16 protein-coding genes are annotated in these 17,781 nt (G+C 61.5%); 8 read left to right on the forward strand and 8 right to left on the reverse strand.

The annotated features are described in order from the left end of the window. Positions 1-79 precede the first annotated feature (79 nt). Positions 80-2,485 (forward strand): maltodextrin phosphorylase, encoded by a 2,406-nt coding sequence (malP, locus tag HWW83_RS21275; RefSeq protein WP_060660165.1) that lies wholly within the window; start codon positions 80-82, stop codon positions 2,483-2,485. A gap of 9 nt (positions 2,486-2,494) precedes the next feature. Beyond that, entirely contained in the window at positions 2,495-4,588 is a 2,094-nt protein-coding gene (gene malQ / locus HWW83_RS21280; RefSeq protein ID WP_089195266.1) for a 4-alpha-glucanotransferase, read from the forward strand. 184 nt (positions 4,589-4,772) lie between these two features. Here the strand turns inward: malQ and nfuA are convergent, their stop codons facing one another. Together nfuA and gntX are read right to left on the reverse strand one after the other, a co-directional pair. Continuing rightward, entirely contained in the window at positions 4,773-5,348 is a 576-nt protein-coding gene (gene nfuA / locus HWW83_RS21285) for a Fe-S biogenesis protein NfuA (protein WP_004930777.1), read from the reverse strand. A 58-nt stretch (positions 5,349-5,406) separates the two neighbouring features. Then, on the reverse strand, positions 5,407-6,090 hold the full coding sequence (gene gntX, locus HWW83_RS21290; RefSeq protein ID WP_069100680.1) for a DNA utilization protein GntX: 684 nt from the start codon (positions 6,088-6,090) through the stop codon (positions 5,407-5,409). A gap of 40 nt (positions 6,091-6,130) precedes the next feature. On the opposite strand from gntX, the gene bioH reads away from it, so the two are divergent. Together bioH and HWW83_RS21300 are read left to right on the forward strand one after the other, a co-directional pair. After that, positions 6,131-6,901, forward strand: coding sequence for a pimeloyl-ACP methyl ester esterase BioH (bioH, locus tag HWW83_RS21295; RefSeq protein WP_042785508.1), 771 nt, complete (start codon positions 6,131-6,133; stop codon positions 6,899-6,901). Positions 6,902-7,171: 270 nt separating this feature from the next. Next, complete coding sequence (locus HWW83_RS21300; RefSeq protein ID WP_004930765.1) at positions 7,172-7,456, forward strand: YdgH/BhsA/McbA-like domain containing protein; 285 nt, start codon at positions 7,172-7,174, stop codon at positions 7,454-7,456. 43 nt (positions 7,457-7,499) lie between these two features. Here the strand turns inward: HWW83_RS21300 and HWW83_RS21305 are convergent, their stop codons facing one another. From HWW83_RS21305 to greB, 6 genes are all read right to left on the reverse strand, one after another. Beyond that, positions 7,500-7,739, reverse strand: a complete 240-nt coding sequence (locus HWW83_RS21305; RefSeq protein ID WP_176589538.1) for a FeoC-like transcriptional regulator — start codon at positions 7,737-7,739, stop codon at positions 7,500-7,502. Further along, positions 7,739-10,054, reverse strand: a complete 2,316-nt coding sequence (gene feoB / locus HWW83_RS21310; protein ID WP_033645292.1) for a Fe(2+) transporter permease subunit FeoB — start codon at positions 10,052-10,054, stop codon at positions 7,739-7,741. The genes HWW83_RS21305 and feoB overlap by 1 nt, the downstream gene beginning before the upstream one ends. Positions 10,055-10,126: 72 nt before the next feature. Beyond that, on the reverse strand, positions 10,127-10,351 hold the full coding sequence (gene feoA, locus HWW83_RS21315; RefSeq protein WP_033645291.1) for a ferrous iron transporter A: 225 nt from the start codon (positions 10,349-10,351) through the stop codon (positions 10,127-10,129). 4 nt (positions 10,352-10,355) lie between these two features. Then, positions 10,356-10,652: a hypothetical protein gene (locus HWW83_RS21320; RefSeq protein ID WP_145957286.1), complete on the reverse strand. Its 297-nt coding sequence runs from the start codon at positions 10,650-10,652 to the stop codon at positions 10,356-10,358. A 305-nt stretch (positions 10,653-10,957) separates the two neighbouring features. After that, positions 10,958-13,291: a Tex family protein gene (locus HWW83_RS21325; protein ID WP_046687930.1), complete on the reverse strand. Its 2,334-nt coding sequence runs from the start codon at positions 13,289-13,291 to the stop codon at positions 10,958-10,960. A gap of 157 nt (positions 13,292-13,448) precedes the next feature. Then, entirely contained in the window at positions 13,449-13,922 is a 474-nt protein-coding gene (gene greB / locus HWW83_RS21330; protein ID WP_033645289.1) for a transcription elongation factor GreB, read from the reverse strand. 230 nt (positions 13,923-14,152) lie between these two features. Between greB and cbpA the strand changes: the two genes are divergently transcribed. The 4 genes from cbpA (at position 14,153) to envZ (ending at position 17,769) form a co-directional block, all read left to right on the forward strand. Beyond that, positions 14,153-15,115, forward strand: coding sequence for a curved DNA-binding protein (cbpA, locus tag HWW83_RS21335; RefSeq protein WP_033645288.1), 963 nt, complete (start codon positions 14,153-14,155; stop codon positions 15,113-15,115). Positions 15,116-15,120: 5 nt separating this feature from the next. Then, positions 15,121-15,426, forward strand: a complete 306-nt coding sequence (locus HWW83_RS21340; RefSeq protein ID WP_004930739.1) for a chaperone modulator CbpM — start codon at positions 15,121-15,123, stop codon at positions 15,424-15,426. A gap of 256 nt (positions 15,427-15,682) precedes the next feature. Beyond that, a complete protein-coding gene (gene ompR, locus HWW83_RS21345; protein WP_004709363.1) occupies positions 15,683-16,402 on the forward strand; it encodes an osmolarity response regulator transcription factor OmpR in 720 nt (239 codons plus the stop codon). Further along, entirely contained in the window at positions 16,399-17,769 is a 1,371-nt protein-coding gene (gene envZ, locus HWW83_RS21350) for a two-component system sensor histidine kinase EnvZ (RefSeq protein WP_033645286.1), read from the forward strand. Before ompR ends, envZ begins: the two co-directional genes overlap by 4 nt. Positions 17,770-17,781: the final 12 nt, after the last annotated feature.

Below are 17,781 nucleotides of genomic sequence, written 5' to 3' on the forward strand. Positions count from 1 at the left end.
GGCGGGATGATGCCGTCAGGCTTTCTCACCGGCACGATAGCGGCAATTTGACCCACTTACTGGATAGAGAGTTTTCCTTATGTCACAGCCTACGCTCAAGAAGGATGCTTTTCTGGCGGCGCTCGCCCGTCAGTGGCAACGGTTCGGCCTCAGTTCCGCGCAGCAAATGACGCAACATCAATGGTGGGAAGCCGTCAGTGCGGCGCTGGCCGAGCAACTGGCCGCACAGCCGGCGCCGCGCAAAAGCGCCAAACCGCTGCGTCACGTGAACTACATCTCGATGGAGTTTTTGATTGGCCGGTTGACGGCGAACAACCTGATCAACCTGGGCTGGTACGACACCGTCGAGCAGGCGCTGGCCGAGCAGAACGTCAAGCTGGCGGATCTGCTCGAGCAGGAAACCGATCCGGCGTTGGGCAACGGCGGGCTGGGGCGTTTGGCGGCCTGCTTCCTCGACTCGATGGCGACGGTGGAACAACCGGCCACCGGCTATGGGCTGAACTACCAGTACGGGCTGTTCCGCCAGTCGTTCCAGGGTGGGCAACAGCAAGAGGCGCCGGATAACTGGCAACGCGAGAGCTATCCGTGGTTCCGCCACAACGCCGCGTTGGCGGTGGACGTGGGCATCGGCGGCAAGCTGGAGAAGCAGGCCGACGGCCGCGAACTGTGGCGCCCGGCCTTCACCCTGCGCGGCGAAGCCTGGGATCTGCCGGTGCTGGGGTATCGCAACGGCGTGGCGCAGCCGCTGCGTCTGTGGCAGGCGACCCATCAGCATCCGTTCAACCTGGGCGATTTCAACGACGGCAAATTCCTGCAGGCTGAGAAGCAGGGCGTAGAAGCCGATAAGCTGACCAAGGTGCTTTACCCGAACGACAACCATCAGGCCGGCAAGCGCCTGCGCCTGATGCAGCAGTATTTCCAGTGCGCCTGCTCGGTGGCGGACATTTTGCGCAAGCACCATCAGGCCGGCCGCAAGATTGAAGAACTGCCGAAGTATGAAGTGATCCAACTGAACGACACCCACCCGACCATCGCCATTCCGGAAATGCTGCGCATTCTGCTGGACGAGCATCAGCTGGAGTGGGAGGCGGCCTGGGCGATCACCAGCAACACCTTCGCCTACACCAACCACACTTTGATGCCGGAAGCGCTGGAGCGCTGGGATGAAAAATTGGTGCGCAGCCTGCTGCCGCGCCATTTCTCCATCATCAAACAGATCAACGCCAGGTTTAAAAAATTGGTGGATAAGCACTGGCCGGGCGACGAGGCGGTGTGGGCCAAGCTGGCGGTGCACCACGACAAGCAGGTGCGCATGGCCAACCTGTGCGTGGTCAGCGGCTTTGCGGTTAACGGCGTGGCGCAGCTGCATTCGGATCTGGTGGTGAAGGATCTGTTCCCTGAATATCACCAGCTGTGGCCGAACAAATTCCATAACGTCACCAACGGCATCACGCCGCGCCGCTGGCTGAAACAGTGCAACCCGGCGCTGTCAGGCCTGATCGACGAGACGCTGAAGGTGGAGTGGGCGGGCGATCTCGACGCGCTGCGCGGGCTGGAGAAATTCGCCGACGACGCGGCGTTCCGCCAGCGTTATCAGCAGATCAAACGCGACAACAAGGTGGCGCTGGCTCATTACGTGCACGGTGTGATGGGGCTGACGCTCGATCCGGACGCGATCTTCGACGTGCAGATCAAACGCCTGCACGAGTACAAACGCCAGCACCTGAACCTGCTGCACATCCTGTCGCTGTATCGCCAGCTGCGCGACAACCCGAACCTGGACATCGTGCCGCGCGTCTTCCTGTTCGGCGCCAAGGCGGCGCCGGGCTACTACCTGGCGAAAAACATCATTTACGCCATCAATCAGGCGGCCGAGAAGATCAATCACGATCCGCTGGTGAAAGATCGCCTGAAAGTGGCGTTTATTCCGGACTACCGCGTGTCGGTGGCCGAACTGATGATCCCGGCGGCGGATATCTCCGAGCAGATCTCCACCGCCGGCAAAGAGGCCTCCGGCACCGGCAACATGAAACTGGCGCTGAACGGCGCGCTGACGGTCGGCACGCTGGACGGCGCCAACGTCGAAATCGCCGAGCAGGTGGGCGAAGACAACATCTTTATCTTCGGCAATACCGTGGAGCAGGTGAAGGCGATAGTGGCGAAGGGCTACGATCCGCTCAGCTACCGCAAGAAGGACAAGCACCTGAAGGCGATTTTGGATGAACTGGCGAGCGGCGCTTTCAGCCATGGCGACAAGCACGCGTTCGACATGATGCTGCACAGCCTGCTGGAAGGCGGCGATCCCTATCTGGTGCTGGCGGACTTTGCCTCGTACTGCCAGGCGCAGCGCCGGGTCGATGAGCTGTATCGCGATCGGGACGAGTGGACGCGGCGGACTATCCTTAACACCGCGCGCGTCGGCATGTTCAGCTCGGATCGCTCGATCCGCGATTATCAGCAGCGCATCTGGCAAGCCAAACGTTAAGGAGAGCGAATGGATCGCAAGCGTATCGATCAGGCGGCAGCGCAGGCGGGGATCGCTGCCGATTTCATCAATGCTCACGGCAAACGGCAGGCGATTGAGCCGCAGACCAAGCGCAAGCTGCTGGCGGCCATGAAGTGGGCCGATGATGCGGTGCAGGATACCGCGCCGCCGCCGTTACCGGCGGTCAAGGTGTTCTATCAGGGTGCGCCGTTGGCGCTGACGCCGACGGGCGAAGGCGAATACCTGTGGGCGCTGCAGCGTGAAGACGGCGAATGCCTGCAGGGGCGCGTCGGCGCGCGCAAGACCCTGACGCTGCCCGGCGAGCTGCCGGCGGGTTACCACCAATTGACGTTGAGCCAGGGCGCACGGCAGTGGTCATGCCGAGTGATCGTCGCACCGAGGCGCTGCTTCGAGCCGGACGCCTTGTTGACCGGCAAAAAGCTGTGGGGCGCCTGCGTTCAGCTGTACACGCTGCGTTCCGATCGCAACTGGGGCATCGGCGATTTCGGCGATCTGCGCCTGATGGTGGAAGAGGTGGGGGAACGCGGCGGCGCTTTCGTCGGCCTCAACCCGATCCATGCGCTGTACCCCGCCAACCCGGAGAGCGCCAGCCCTTACAGCCCCTCGTCGCGCCGCTGGCTGAACCTGGCGTATATCGACGTCAACGCGGTGGAGGATTTCCAGCGCAGCGACGCGGCGCAGCGCTGGTGGCAGAAGCCGGCGACGCAGAAACAGCTCGCCAAAGCGCGCGCTGCGGAGTGGGTGGATTACACCGCCGTGATGCAGCTGAAACTGGCGGCGCTGAAGCTGGCGTTTCCGGTATTTCAGGCGCGCAAGCCAAACGACGCGCAGCGTCAGGCGTTCGAGCAATTCGTGACGGACGGCGGCGACAGCCTGTACCGGCAGGCGGCCTTCGACGCGCTGCATGCCCATTTGGCGGCGGATGACATCAGCCAGTGGGGCTGGCCGGCCTGGCCCGAACGTTATCGGCAGGGGGATAGCGAAGCGGTGCGGCAGTTCTGCACTGAACACCAGGAAACGGTTCGTTTTTACCTGTGGCTGCAGTGGCTCGCGGCCACCCAGTTCGCGCAGTGTTTTGACCAGAGCAGGCAGCAGCAGATGCCGATCGGCCTGTATCGCGATCTGGCGGTCGGGGTGGCGGAAGGCGGGGCGGAAACCTGGTGTGACCGCGAGCTGTACTGCCTGAAAGCGTCGGTCGGGGCGCCGCCGGATATTCTGGGCCCGCTGGGGCAAAACTGGGGCCTGCCGCCGATGGATCCGCACGTGATGGCGGCGCGCGGGTATCAGCCGTTCATCGATCTTTTGCGCGCCAACATGACCAGCTGCGGCGCGCTGCGTATCGATCACGTCATGGCGCTGCTGCGGCTGTGGTGGATCCCGTATGGCGAAACCGCCGATCGCGGCGCCTACGTCAAATATCCGGTGGACGATCTGCTGGCGGTGCTGGCGCTGGAAAGCCAGCGCCATCGCTGCATGGTGATCGGCGAGGATCTCGGTACGGTGCCGGTGGAAATCGTCGGCAAGCTGCGCGACAGCGGCGTCTATTCCTACAAAGTGCTCTATTTCGAAAGCGACGGCGAACACCATTTCCGCGCGCCGCAGGCCTATCCGGTGCAGGCGATGGCGACCATCACCACCCACGATCTGCCGACGCTGCGCGGCTACTGGCAAAGCGACGATCTGACGCTCGGCAACCGGTTGGGTCTCTACCCGGACGCGGAAATCCTGCGGGCGCTGTTCGCCGATCGAGAACGCGCCAAGCAGGGGCTGCTGGATGGATTGCATCGTTATGGCTGCGTGCCGCAGAAGGTGGGCAAGAAGGCGGCGCTGCTCGGCATGAGCCCGCTGCTCAACCGCGGCCTGCAGCGTTATGTCGCCGACAGCGCCAGCGCCTTGCTTGGCCTGCAGCCGGAAGACTGGCTGGACATGGCCGATCCGGTCAACATCCCCGGCACCAGCGATCAGTACCCTAACTGGCGGCGCAAGCTGACCCGGACGTTGGAGGAGATGTTCGCCGACCCGCGGATAAACCGGCTGCTGAAGGATTTGGACAAGCGCCGACGCAAGGTGTCGGTGGGGTGACGATGAGGTGTCGTTGTATTAGGTCAAAGGATGAGAACTTTAGTCCCATCCAAATGACGGATACCCGAATTAATTGGCGTTGCAGCTAGGCGGCAAGTGCGTAAAACCCCAGGAGCTTACTTAAGTAAGTGACTGGGGTGCGCGCATGCGGCCAACAACGCTGCAACTTCAAGTAAGAAGGGTATCAGTAGTAGGAGTGCTCGCCGCGCTGGTGCTCGGTCAAATCACGCACGCCCTTCAGCTCCGGGAACTTCTGCAGCAGCTCTTTCTCGATGCCTTCTTTCAGCGTGACGTCGACCATCGAACAGCCGTTGCAACCGCCGCCGAACTGCAGAATAGCCATGTTGTCGTCGGTGATCTCCATCAGCGTTACGCGGCCGCCGTGGCCCGCCAGCTGTGGGTTGATCTGCGACTGCAGCACGTATTCCACGCGTTCCATCAGCGGCGCGTCGTCATCGACCTTGCGCATCTTGGCGTTCGGCGCCTTCAGCGTCAGCTGAGAACCCAGCTGGTCGGTCACGAAGTCGATTTCGGCGTCTTCCAGATACGGCGCGCTCAGTTCATCGACATAGGCGGACAGTTTGTCGAACTTCAGTTCGGTATCCGTCGCTTCTACCGCGTCCGGCGGGCAATAAGAGACACCGCATTCGGCCGTCGGCGTGCCCGGGTTGATCACGAATACGCGGATTTGGGTGCCTTCTTCTTGATTTGCCAGCAGTTTGGCAAAGTGTTCCTGTGCAGCATCTGTTATACGGATCATAGCATTAGCTCAATAGTTGACTTCTATAGTCGGTTATAATACGCCCATTGCCGTGGCACTACAACGTGCGGCAAACGCACCATATCTGCACCGAGGCGGCGCCTTGCCGCCGCAGCAGCGCCGCGATCTCCGAGACGGTGCTGCCGGTGGTCACCACGTCATCCACCAGGGCGATATGCCGGCCGGCGACCGGCACGGTACAGGCGAACGCGCGCTGCAGATTGCGTCTGCGGGCAGAGGCGCTCAGCCGCTGTTGCAGAGCGGTTTTGCGCACCCGGCGCAAGGCGGCGGGCCGGTAGGCGCAGCCCAGCCAGCGCGCCAGCGGCCGGGCCAGCAGATCGCTCTGGTTATAGCCACGGCGCCAGCAGCGTGTTGCATGCAAGGGTACCGCCAAAATCAGGTCGGGTCTGTTCAGATACTGCTCTCTGCGCGCCTGCTGCCAGCGCAACAGCATCAGGCGCGCCAGCGCCGGCGCCAGCTCGGGCGCGCGGTGGAACTTGAACCTTTTTACCAAGCCGCTGAGCGGCGTCACGTAGTCGCCGACGAACACCAGCCGTTGCCAGGGCGGTGGCCGTTGCAGGCAGCGGCCGCAGGGCGTGCGCGTCTCCCCGGCGGGCAGCCCGCAGCGCGGGCAACACGGCGGTCTGGCCGGCAGGTGACGCAGGCAGCAGCTGCAGAGGCCATGACGCATCAGGCTCAATGGCTGTCGGCATAGCCAACAGCGGCTGCGGATTGATAGCATAGTGTCTCCGAGACGGGTAAGCATGAAAGGACAATAACCAATGACAGCGCTGTACTGGCAAACAATAGGTGAAGGTGAACGCGATCTTGTGCTGCTGCACGGCTGGGGATTGAACGCCGAAGTGTGGAGTTGCATTCAGGCGCGGTTGACGCCGCATTTTCGCCTGCACCTGGTCGATCTGCCGGGGTACGGCCGTAGCCAGGGGTTCGGCGCCCTGTCGCTGGCGCAGATGACGGAAATCGTGCTGGCGGCCGCCCCGCCGCAGGCCTGGTGGCTCGGCTGGTCGCTCGGCGGGCTGGTGGCCAGCCAGGCGGCGCTGATGCAGCCGCAGCGGGTCAGCGGGCTTATCACCGTGGCCTCCTCGCCGTGCTTTGCCGCCCGCGATGAGTGGCCGGGGATCCGTCCGGACGTGCTGAGCGGTTTCCAGCACCAGCTAAGCCTGGATTTCCAGCGCACCGTCGAGCGTTTTCTGGCGCTGCAGACGCTGGGCACCGAGAGCGCGCGTCAGGATGCGCGCCAGCTGAAAGCGGTGGTGCTCAACCAACCGACGCCGAGCGTCGAAGTACTGAACGGCGGGTTGGAGATCCTGCGCACCGCCGATCTGCGCGCGCCGCTGGCGGAGTTGAATCTGCCGCTGCTGCGGATCTACGGCTATCTGGACGGGCTGGTGCCGCGCAAGGTCGCCGAGCTGCTCGACGCCGCCTGGCCGAACTCCACGTCGCAGATCGTGGCTAAAGCCGCCCATGCGCCGTTTATCTCTCATCCCGATGAATTTGTGACGATGATCGAAGCGTTTATTGCAGCACATTGAATGCAGCGTGAAAACGCACGATAGAGCGCGAAAAAAAACGCTGCCGGGTGGATAAAAGACAAAGCTGTTCAATACTTAGTGAGTCAATGCGTTGGCTGCAAAATGAAAAGACCGCGTGCGGCGATTTTCATTTTGGCGTTTCGTCTCTGGGAAACAGGCCCCGTCAGGGAAAGCAACGAGGCCTGAGGATGTCGCGGCAGCCTGCAGTACTACGCATGGATCCTGGACGGCTTTCATAACAGATAAATTATCCATTGAGAGGTTAGTGTCATGAAATCATTGAAGATGATTATTGCAGCGGCAGTGCTGGGTTCGGTGTCTTTCGGCTCCATGGCGGCAACCCTGCTGACCAAGGAAGATCTGGATAAGAATCCGGGTAAATACGAGAAGATCGGCACCGTGACCACCACGGCGGAAACCACGTCGCCGATGGATGCCAAGGAAGAGCTGTCCAAACTGGCGGACGAAAAGGGCGGTCAATACTACGTGATCCTGGCGGGCCGCGAACACGGTAAATTCAGCGCCATCGCCGAAGTTTACAAAGACAAGCAATAAGCCTTGAACGGCAAGGGGGCGCCCGCAGCGGCGCCCCTGAACGTCAGGCCTTCAGCCGGTAGAACACCGTGCTGCACCCCTGGCCCTGCGGGCAGCTTTTGCAGCCGCCGCTCAGACAGGCGACGTCATCCTGTTCGATGCGTTCCACTTTCCCCATCGCCGTCAAACGGTCCAGCATCGCCTGCACCAGCGGCAGCGGCGTCGCCAGCGATTGGCTGAGCTGCTGCGCCTGAGCGCTGCCGCGCAGCGCCAACGCATCGCGCACCTGCAGCAGCCCGGCCATCAGTGGCAGCTCCCTTTGGCGCCCTGACAGCAGGCCGCCGGCGTGGCGTTGCCCAGGCGAACCGTGACGCGGCTGCGCGCCCGGCGCAGGCCGAACAGCACCAGCAGGTTTACCAGCACCACCGCCAGGATCGCCGTCAGGCTGTACTGCGGATGTTGGTTGAAGGTGGCCGCCTGATAGAACAGCGTCGCCAGCGAGTAGGCGACGTTCAGCCCCCACAGGATTGAGAAGGTCATCCAGCCGCGGCTCGATTCACGGGCGATGGCGCCCATCACCGAGACGCAAGGCACGTACAGCAACACGAAGATCAGGTAGCTGTAGGCGGAAATGCCGGAGCCGAATTTGCTGCTCATCACGCCCATCGAGCCGACGCCCATCTCGCCGTCGCCCTTGCTGGCTTCTATCGGGTTGGAGAGCACGCTCAGGCTGAAGGTGTTTTTCAGCCCGTCCCAGGTTTCCTGCAGCGCGCCGCCCAGCTCGTCGAGCAGGTTGAAGTTGGCGGCGTCGAACGCCTCTTTATTGATGTGCTCGGCGGTGTACAGCGTATTCAGCGTGCCGACCACCACTTCTTTCGCCATCGCGCCGGTCACCAGGCCGACGGTGGCCTGCCAGTTATCGCTGTGGACACCCATCGGCTGCAGCAGCGGCGTCAGCACCTTGGAGACCGAGGCCAGCGCGGAGTCGTTGATGTTGTCGACCGTTTTGCCGCTGAACGAGAAGCTGTTCAGGCCGCCGATGAACATGCTGGCGACCACGATCACCTTGCCGGCGCGCAACACGAAGCCTTTCAGCCGCTGCCAGGTTTGCAGCAGCAGGCTTTTCAGGTGCGGCACGTGGTAAACCGGCAGCTCCATCACGAACGGCGAGGCTTCGCCGCGCATGAGGGTGTATTTCAGCACCAGGCCGGTCAGGATCGCCACCGCGATGCCGAGCATATACAGCGAGAACACCACCCCAGCGCCGTCCTGGCCGAAGAAGGCGGCGGCGAACACCGCGAAGATCGCCAGACGGGCGCCGCAGGACATGAACGGCGCCATCATGATGGTGATCAGGCGCTCGCGCTGGGCGTCCAGCGTACGGGCGCCCATGATGGACGGCACGTTACAGCCGAAGCCGACGATCAGCGGCACGAAGGATTTGCCCGGCAGCCCGAGCGCCTGCATCAGGCGATCCATCACGAACGCCGCGCGCGCCATGTAGCCGGAGTCTTCCAGGAACGACAGGAACAGGTACATCATGCCGATCTGCGGCACCAGCGGTAGCACGGTGTTGATGCCGCCGCCGACGCCCTGCGCCAGGAAGACGGTCAGCCAGTCGGGGAAGTGCAGGGTGTAACCGAGCCACTGAATGCCCTGAATGAAGATCGCCGCCGAGCCGATATCGAAGATCGGCTGCAGCGCGCCGCCGATATTGATCGCCAGCAGGAACATCAGGTACATCACCAGCAGGAAGATCGGTACGCCCAGCCAGCGGTTGAGGATCACTTTATCCAGCATGTCGGTCAGGCGGTTGGGCATCGCCTGCTGCGAGTTGCTGACCGCGTCGCACAGGGCGGCGATGGACTGGTAGCGTGCGTCGGCGATCACCAGCGCCGGGTCCTCCTGCTGCTGCTGTTGCAGCGCCTGAATGGCCGCTGGCAGCCGCGCCACGGCGGGGCCGGCCAGACGGTGGCTGTAGATGTCGCCCTCCAGCATCTGCAACGCCAGCCAGCGGCGCTGCGCCGCCGGCAGCGTTTGCGGCATGGCGTCGCTCAGCGTGGCGACCTCTTTCAGCAGCAGCGGCGGGTAGTTCACCAGCGCCTGCTGTTCGTTGATGCGATGATTGTCGATCATTTGTTTCAGCACGCCGATGCCATCGGCGCGGGTGGAGACCATCGGCACTACCGGGCAACCGAGGCGCGCCGACAGAGCGGCGACGTCGATATCGATATGCTGGCTTTTGGCGATGTCGAGCATGTTGAGCGCCACGATGCAGGGAATGCCCAGCTCCAGCAGCTGCAGCGTCAGGTAGAGGTTGCGTTCCAGGTTGGAGGCATCCACCACGTTGATCAGCAGATCGGCGTCGCCGCTCAAAATGTAGTGGCAGGCGATCTGCTCATCGAGCGACGTCTGCTCCGAAATGGTGGTCAGGGAGTAGGTGCCGGGCAAATCGACCAGCCGCACGTCGGACTGCGGGGTGGTGAAATGGCCTTCCTTGCGTTCGACCGTCACGCCCGCCCAGTTGCCGACCCGCTGGCGCGCGCCGGTCAGTTGGTTGAACAGCGTGGTTTTGCCGGAGTTCGGGTTGCCGATTAAGCCGATGGTGAGTTTTTTCATAGTTCTGCGTGTCGTCTTCAAGGAGAACAGCGCCGGCGCAAAGGCGCACCGGCAAACGGAGGGCGCGCCGGCTCAGGGCTGGCCGTCGAGCTGCAGCAGCGCCAAATCCTTCCTGCGCAGCACCAGGCTGACGCGGCGGGTTTTAATTTCTATCGGATCGCCCAGCGGCGCGACGCGCACCACGTCGAACGAAGAGCCGGGCAGCATGCCGAGCGATAACAATTTTTGGCGGTAGGCCGGCGCAATCTCGCTGGAAAAGCCGACAATCTTATATGTGCGTTTAGGTTGAAGCTGCATGTCATTAACCTTCCGGGTGCCGATGAGCATCGGGCTGATGATAATTGGACGTTGCCGGCGAAAATGCCACGCCGTCGGCGGTATTCATCCATAAGGTCATGCAATAAAGTGAGCGAAAATAATAGTAATTATCATTATCGCGTTCAATACAAAAAGTAAGGGTATTGTAACCAATTATTTTGGCGGCGGCCGCTTTTTGGCTGGTCCCCTTGATAATCCCCGTTTTACCACCGCTTATACGCGGCGACAAATGAGAATGGTGAGTTAAATCAGTTACGTATTTGTAGCCGAGTTTTCTCATTTGCAAATATCGATGGCTTTTTCCCTTTATTTATTTCCGCTGAAAGGCAATTCGATAACATTATTCCGCCGTAATGCGAGCGGTAACCATTTGTGTTTCTCTCACAATTCGCGAGATGAAAAATGCGTGTTAACGAAGTTGTTAATAAATGGCTGCAGGAGGCATTTTTGTTGCCTGAATAATGGGAGGGCGGTCACGCAGGAACGGGAAATAAAAAGATGATGGTTTATTGAGACGGGTCAAGAAATGCCGCAAGTTTTATTCATCAGAAAGGGCGGAGCAGGCTCCGCCCTGTTGGCTCTGGCTTAGCGTTTCTTGCCGAACGCCGCTGCCAGCGCGTCGCCCATGGCGCTGTTGCCGGCCGGCGTCGCATTGCGCGGTTTGGCCTTGTTGCCGCCTGCCGAACGGTTGGCGTTGTCGCGCGCCTGTGCAGGCGCGTTGCCGCCGCGGCGCGGCGAGCCTTCGCCCGGTTGCTCATCCAGGCGCATGCTCAGCGCGATGCGTTTCCGCTGCAGATCGACTTCCATCACCTTCACTTTGACGATGTCGCCGGCCTTCACCACGGTGTGCGGATCTTCGACGAACTTGTCCGCCAGCGAGGAGATGTGCACCAGACCGTCCTGATGCACGCCGATATCCACGAAGGCGCCGAAGTTGGTGACGTTAGTGACCGACCCTTCCAGGATCATGCCCGGCTGCAGATCGTTGAGGGTTTCCACGCCTTCGGCAAAGGTGGCGGTTTTGAACTCAGGACGCGGGTCGCGGCCCGGCTTCTCCAGCTCTTTCAGGATGTCGGTGACCGTCGGCACGCCGAACTTGTCGTCGGTGAAATCGACCGCTTTCAGGCTGCGCACCGCCGAGGCGTTGCCCATCAGATCCTGCAGCGCCTGCTCGGTGGCGGCCAGAATGCGCTGCACCACCGGGTAGGCTTCCGGGTGGACGGTAGAGGCATCCAGCGGGTTGTCGCCGTGGTTGATGCGCAGGAAGCCGGCGCACTGTTCGAACGCTTTCGGCCCCAGACGGCTGACTTTCAGCAGCTGTTCACGGTTGCTGAAGCGGCCGTTCTCGTCGCGCCAGTTGACGATATTCTGCGCCATCATGCGCGTCAGGCCGGCCACGCGGGTCAGCAACGGCACCGAAGCGGTGTTCAGATCGACGCCGACGGCGTTCACGCAGTCTTCCACCACCGAGTCCAGCTTTTTCGCCAGCTGGCTCTGGCTGACGTCGTGCTGATACTGGCCGACGCCGATGGATTTCGGGTCGATCTTCACCAGCTCCGCCAGCGGATCCTGCAGACGACGGGCGATGGACACCGCGCCGCGCAGCGACACGTCGAGATCCGGGAACTCCTGCGCCGCCAGTTCGGACGCGGAATACACCGACGCGCCCGCTTCGCTGACGATCACTTTTTGCGCCCGGACGTCGCTGAACTGCTTTTGCAGGTCGAGATAGAAACGCTCGGTTTCACGTGAAGCGGTGCCGTTGCCGATCGCCACCAGCTCCACGTTGTGTTTGATGCACAGCGCCGCGACGATGGCGGCGGCTTTGGCCGCTTGCCCGGTGTGCGGATAGACGGTGTCGGTGGCCACCAGTTTGCCGGTCGCGTCGACCACGGCGACTTTCACCCCGGTGCGCAGGCCCGGATCGAGGCCCATGGTGGCTCGCATGCCGGCCGGCGCGGCCATCAACAGATCATGCATGTTGCGGGCGAAGACGTTGATCGCTTCATCCTCCGCGCGTTCGCGCACCGTGCCCATCAGTTCGGTTTCCAGGTGCAGCAGCACCTTGATGCGCCAGGTCCAGTTGACCACCGCCTTGCGCCAGGCGTCGGCCGGAGCGTTGTTCAGGCGCAGATTGAGGTGATTGATGATGATCAGCTCCGCCTGGCTTTCGCGCGGCGCTTCCTCAAACTGCGGATCGGCGTTCAGCGCCAGCTGCAGCACACCTTCGTTGCGGCCGCGGAACATCGCCAGCGCGCGGTGCGAAGGCACCTGGGAAATCGGTTCGTGGTGATCGAAGTAGTCGCGGAACTTGGCGCCTTCGTCTTCCTTGCCCTCGACCACTTTGGAGACCAGATGGGCGTTTTTCCACAGGTAGTCGCGCACCTTGGCCAGCAGCGCGGCGTCTTCGGCGAAGCGCTCCATCAGGATATAGCGCGCGCCGTCGAGGGCGGCTTTCACGTCCGCCACGCCCTTCTCGGCGTCGACGTAGCGTTCAGCCAGCTGTTCCGGCTGCTGTTGCGGATCCTGCCACAGCGTGTCCGCCAGCGGTTCCAGACCGGCTTCGATGGCGATCTGGCCACGGGTGCGGCGCTTGGGTTTGTACGGCAGGTAGAGGTCTTCGAGTTCGGTCTTGCTCAGCGTGGCGTTGATCGCCCCCGCCAGTTGTTCGGTCAGTTTGCCCTGTTCATCGATCGACTTCAGGATGGTCTGACGACGATCTTCCAGTTCACGCAGATAACCCAGGCGGGTTTCCAGCTGGCGCAGTTGGGTGTCGTCCAGGCCCCCGGTGACTTCCTTACGATAGCGTGCAATAAAGGGCACGGTATTACCTTCATCCAGCAGACGGATGGCGGAGTCGACTTGCTCCGGCCGGGCCTGCAGTTCTGTTGCAATAATGCGGCTCAGTGGGTCATTCATAGGTCTGGTATCTGTATTGAGAACGGTGAATAAACAGGGGACAGTTATACGGATTGATCGCGGAAAATGCCAGCGGAGCGGGCCGCCGCCGCGCGGCCGCGGCGTGGAGAACAGCTCAGGCGGCGGCGTTGGCGGCGGTTCGGAAAAAGCTGAAAGCTTACTTCGGGTAGTTTATCTCGTTCACGTACCACTGCGCCTCGCCCAGCGGGGTATTGACGGTGGCGACGTCCCCGACCTCTTTTTTCAGCAGGGCGCGCGCCATCGGCGCATCGATGGAGATGTAATCCTTGCGGCCGAAAATCTCGTCGTAGCCGACGATGCGAAAACGTTTGATCTCGCCGTCGTCATTCTCCACCTCCACCCAGGCCCCGAAGAACACTTTGCCTTCCTGCTGCGGGGAGTAATCGACGATCTTCAACTGCTCCAGGCATTTGGTCAGATAGCGGACGCGGCGATCGATCTCGCGCAGCCGCTTCTTGTTGTATTGGTAATCGGCGTTTTCGCTTCTGTCGCCCAGGCTGGCGGCCCAGGTCACTTTCTTGGTCACCTCGGGGCGTTCTTCGCGCCACAGGTAATCCAGCTCTTGTTTGAGCTTGTCATACCCTTCACGGGTTATCAGTTGAGTTCTCATCGTGATTTATCTTTATGGGGCCACCGCCACAGTGTACGTGAATGCGGAGGGCTTTAAAAATGGCGCGCGGGCCTGCGCCTTGTCGCACGGTTTTTATTCAGTTTGCGCAGCTTTTAACAATCGGGAGTATGCTTAGCGATAGCGGAAAAAGAATGTGACGAAAGGAGGATATCTGGCGAGAGAGACAAGGAATTTTGGCGCACAACCCAACACATTGAAGGTATTACCGCATGGAATTTAAAGATTACTACGCCACGATGGGCGTTGAGCCCAACGCCGATCTGAAAACCATCAAAACGGCCTACCGCCGGCTGGCGCGTAAATATCACCCTGACGTGAGCACCGAAGACGACGCCGAGAGCAAGTTCAAGGAACTGGCCGAAGCCTATGAGGTACTGAAGGACGACGAGCGCCGCGCCGAGTACGATCAGATCCGGCTGCATCGCAACGATCCGAACTTTGGCCGCCAGGCGCGCGGCGATCACGGCGGCTATCAGCAGAGCGCCTCATGGCACGGCGGCGGCGCCGACGCGCAAGACTTCTCCGACTTCTTCGAGAGCATGTTCGGCGGGCGGGCGGCGGGCGGGCACCGTTCCGCTTCGCACTCGCACGGCGGGCATGGCTTCCGCGGCCAGGATCTGGAGATGGAGGTGCCGCTGTTCCTCGAGGAAACGCTGCATGGTCAAAGCCGCGAGATTTCCTACAAGCTGCCGGTGTACGACGAACTGGGGCGGCAGGTAAGCGAAGCCAGCAAGACGCTGAACGTGAAAATTCCGGCCGGCGTGGGCGACGGCGAGCGCATTCGCCTCAAGGGGCAGGGCGTTGCCGGCGTGGGCGGCGGCCAGAACGGCGACCTGTATCTGGTTATCCGCCTCGCGCCGCACCCGCTGTTTGAGATAGACGGCCACAACCTGAGCATCGTGGCGCCGCTCGCTCCGTGGGAAGCGGCGCTCGGCGCCAGCATTGAGGTGCCGACGCTGACCGGCAAAATCGCGCTGACCGTGCCGGCCGGCAGCCAGAGCGGCAAACGGCTGCGGGTCAAAGGCAAAGGGCTGGCGGGCAAGAAAGAGCCCGGTGACCTGTACGTTATTCTCAAGGTGGTGATGCCGCCGAAGCCGAACGAGAAGGCCAGTGCCCTGTGGCGGGAACTGGCTGAACAGGCGGCGTTCAACCCGCGCGCGGAATGGGAGTAAAGCAGATGATGAAAAAAGAGATCACTTTCACCGTGGTGGAATTGTGTCAGAGGGTGGAGATTTCCGAGGACGAGCTGGTCGAGATCGTCGGCCTGGGCGTTATCGTGCCGCTGGAGCCGGCGCAGCCACGCTGGGAGTTTGATTATCCGGCGCTGAGCCATCTGCAGCGCGCACGCAGGCTGCGGGCGGAGCTGGATCTGGACTGGCCGGGGATCGCCATGGCGCTGACGCTGCTCGACCGGGTTGATGCGCTACAGCAAGAGAACCGACAGCTGCGCAGGCAGCTGGCGCGTTTCCTGCAAACTTCCTGACCCGACAGCTGAACGCCACCGGGCGCTTCCCGGTGGCGAAATTGCACAATATTGGGCCGTCGCCCCACATTGCGCCGATAAAGGGCGAAATTTTGACGAACCCCCGTCGACATTCACTGAAAATTGTTGATAAATGGGGAAAAGAATAAGCTTTGTAACAATTTCGTCTAGAATACATACCATTAAACGCTGTCTCAAATGGCAAGGTTTTCTAACAATATTCGAGTCAGGCAATAAAGCCTTTGGGAGTAATACCATGCAAGAGAATCATAAGATCCTGGTTGTCGATGATGACATGCGCCTGCGCGCGCTTTTAGAACGTTATTTAACCGAGCAGGGCTTCCAGGTTCGCAGCGTTGCCAACGCTGAGCAAATGGATCGCTTGCTGACTCGTGAATCCTTCCATTTGATGGTGCTCGATCTGATGTTGCCGGGCGAAGACGGCCTGTCCATCTGCCGCCGCCTGCGCAGCCAGAGCAACCCGATGCCGATCATTATGGTCACCGCGAAAGGCGAAGAGGTCGATCGCATCGTGGGCCTGGAAATCGGCGCCGATGACTACATTCCTAAACCGTTCAACCCGCGTGAGCTGTTGGCTCGTATCCGCGCGGTGCTGCGCCGTCAGGCGAACGAACTGCCGGGCGCGCCTTCGCAGGAAGAAGCGGTGATCGCTTTCGGCAAATTCAAACTGAACCTCGGCACCCGCGAGATGTTCCGCGAAGACGAGCCGATGCCGTTGACCAGCGGCGAGTTCGCGGTACTGAAGGCGCTGGTCAGCCACCCGCGTGAACCGCTGTCGCGCGATAAGCTGATGAACCTGGCGCGTGGCCGCGAATACAGCGCCATGGAACGCTCCATCGACGTGCAGATCTCTCGTCTGCGCCGTATGGTTGAAGAAGATCCGGCGCATCCGCGTTATATCCAGACCGTGTGGGGTCTCGGCTACGTCTTCGTCCCGGACGGCAGTAAGGCATGAGGCGATTGCGCTTTTCACCGCGTAGCTCGTTTGCCCGAACCCTGTTGTTGATCGTCACCTTGCTGTTCGTCAGCCTGGTGACGACCTATCTGGTGGTGCTGAACTTCGCCATCCTGCCCAGCCTGCAGCAGTTCAACAAGGTATTGGCCTACGAAGTGCGTATGCTGATGACCGATCGGCTGCAGCTGGAGGACGGCACGCTGCTGGAGGTGCCGCCGGCGTTCCGCCGTGAGATCTACCGCGAACTGGGCATCTCTCTCTACACCAACTCGGCGGCGGAGGAGAGCGGCCTGCGCTGGGCGCAGCACTACCAGTTCCTCAGCCAGCAGATGGCGCAGCAGCTCGGCGGGCCGACCGATGTGCGGGTGGAGGTGAACAAGAACTCCCCGGTGGTGTGGCTGAAAACCTGGCTGCAGCCCGATATCTGGGTGCGCGTGCCGCTGACGGAAATCCACCAGGGCGATTTCTCGCCGCTGTTCCGCTATACGCTGGCGATTATGCTGCTGGCGATCGGCGGTGCCTGGCTGTTTATTCGTATTCAAAACCGCCCGCTGGTGGAGCTGGAACATGCGGCGCTGCAGGTGGGCAAGGGCATTATTCCGCCGCCGCTGCGCGAGTATGGCGCTTCCGAAGTGCGGTCGGTGACTCGCGCATTCAATCAGATGGCGTCGGGCGTCAAACAGCTGGCGGATGACCGCACTTTGCTGATGGCCGGAGTCAGCCACGACCTGCGCACGCCGTTGACGCGCATCCGCCTGGCGACGGAGATGATGAGCGCCGAAGACGGCTATCTGGCCGAGTCGATCAATAAAGACATCGAAGAGTGCAACGCCATCATTGAGCAGTTCATCGATTATCTGCGCACCGGGCAGGAAATGCCGACCGAAAGCAGCGATCTGAACGCCATTTTAGGCGAAGTGGTCGCGGCCGAGAGCGGCTATGAGCGGGTGATTGAAACCGCGCTGTCGCCGGGCGAGCTGATGATGAACGTGCATCCGCTGTCGATTAAACGGGCGGCGGTGAATATGGTGGTGAACGCGGCGCGTTACGGCAACGGCTGGATCAAGGTCAGCAGCGGCCGTGAGCTGCAGCGCGGCTGGTTCCAGGTGGAAGATGACGGCCCGGGCATCAAGCCGGACGAGTTGAAGCACCTGCTGCAGCCGTTCGTGCGCGGTGACAGCGCGCGCAGCACCAGCGGCACAGGCCTGGGGCTGGCGATCGTGCAGCGTATTATCGACGCGCATGATGGCGAACTGGATATCGGCACCAGCGAGCGCGGCGGGCTATTGATCCGCGCTTATATTCCGTTGCCGATGGAGAAAAAAGAGTCGACCAACGGCCATCAAACGGCCAGGGAAACCGCCTGACCTCTGATGTGG

It is taken from the genome of Serratia ureilytica (genome assembly GCF_013375155.1).
Classification (GTDB): Bacteria; Pseudomonadota; Gammaproteobacteria; order Enterobacterales; family Enterobacteriaceae; genus Serratia; species Serratia ureilytica.

Coding starts and splice junctions, on each gene's coding strand:
- nfuA (WP_004930777.1), bottom strand. CDS start 5,348: ATGATCCGTATAACAGATGCTGCACAGGAACACTTTGCCAAACTGCTG.
- malP (WP_060660165.1), top strand. CDS start 80: ATGTCACAGCCTACGCTCAAGAAGGATGCTTTTCTGGCGGCGCTCGCC.
- HWW83_RS21320 (WP_145957286.1), bottom strand. CDS start 10,652: ATGAGAAAACTCGGCTACAAATACGTAACTGATTTAACTCACCATTCT.
- HWW83_RS21300 (WP_004930765.1), top strand. CDS start 7,172: ATGAAATCATTGAAGATGATTATTGCAGCGGCAGTGCTGGGTTCGGTG.
- ompR (WP_004709363.1), top strand. CDS start 15,683: ATGCAAGAGAATCATAAGATCCTGGTTGTCGATGATGACATGCGCCTG.
- bioH (WP_042785508.1), top strand. CDS start 6,131: ATGACAGCGCTGTACTGGCAAACAATAGGTGAAGGTGAACGCGATCTT.
- gntX (WP_069100680.1), bottom strand. CDS start 6,090: ATGCTATCAATCCGCAGCCGCTGTTGGCTATGCCGACAGCCATTGAGC.
- HWW83_RS21305 (WP_176589538.1), bottom strand. CDS start 7,739: ATGGCCGGGCTGCTGCAGGTGCGCGATGCGTTGGCGCTGCGCGGCAGC.
- greB (WP_033645289.1), bottom strand. CDS start 13,922: ATGAGAACTCAACTGATAACCCGTGAAGGGTATGACAAGCTCAAACAA.
- HWW83_RS21325 (WP_046687930.1), bottom strand. CDS start 13,291: ATGAATGACCCACTGAGCCGCATTATTGCAACAGAACTGCAGGCCCGG.
- envZ (WP_033645286.1), top strand. CDS start 16,399: ATGAGGCGATTGCGCTTTTCACCGCGTAGCTCGTTTGCCCGAACCCTG.
- feoB (WP_033645292.1), bottom strand. CDS start 10,054: ATGAAAAAACTCACCATCGGCTTAATCGGCAACCCGAACTCCGGCAAA.
- cbpA (WP_033645288.1), top strand. CDS start 14,153: ATGGAATTTAAAGATTACTACGCCACGATGGGCGTTGAGCCCAACGCC.
- HWW83_RS21340 (WP_004930739.1), top strand. CDS start 15,121: ATGATGAAAAAAGAGATCACTTTCACCGTGGTGGAATTGTGTCAGAGG.
- feoA (WP_033645291.1), bottom strand. CDS start 10,351: ATGCAGCTTCAACCTAAACGCACATATAAGATTGTCGGCTTTTCCAGC.
- malQ (WP_089195266.1), top strand. CDS start 2,495: ATGGATCGCAAGCGTATCGATCAGGCGGCAGCGCAGGCGGGGATCGCT.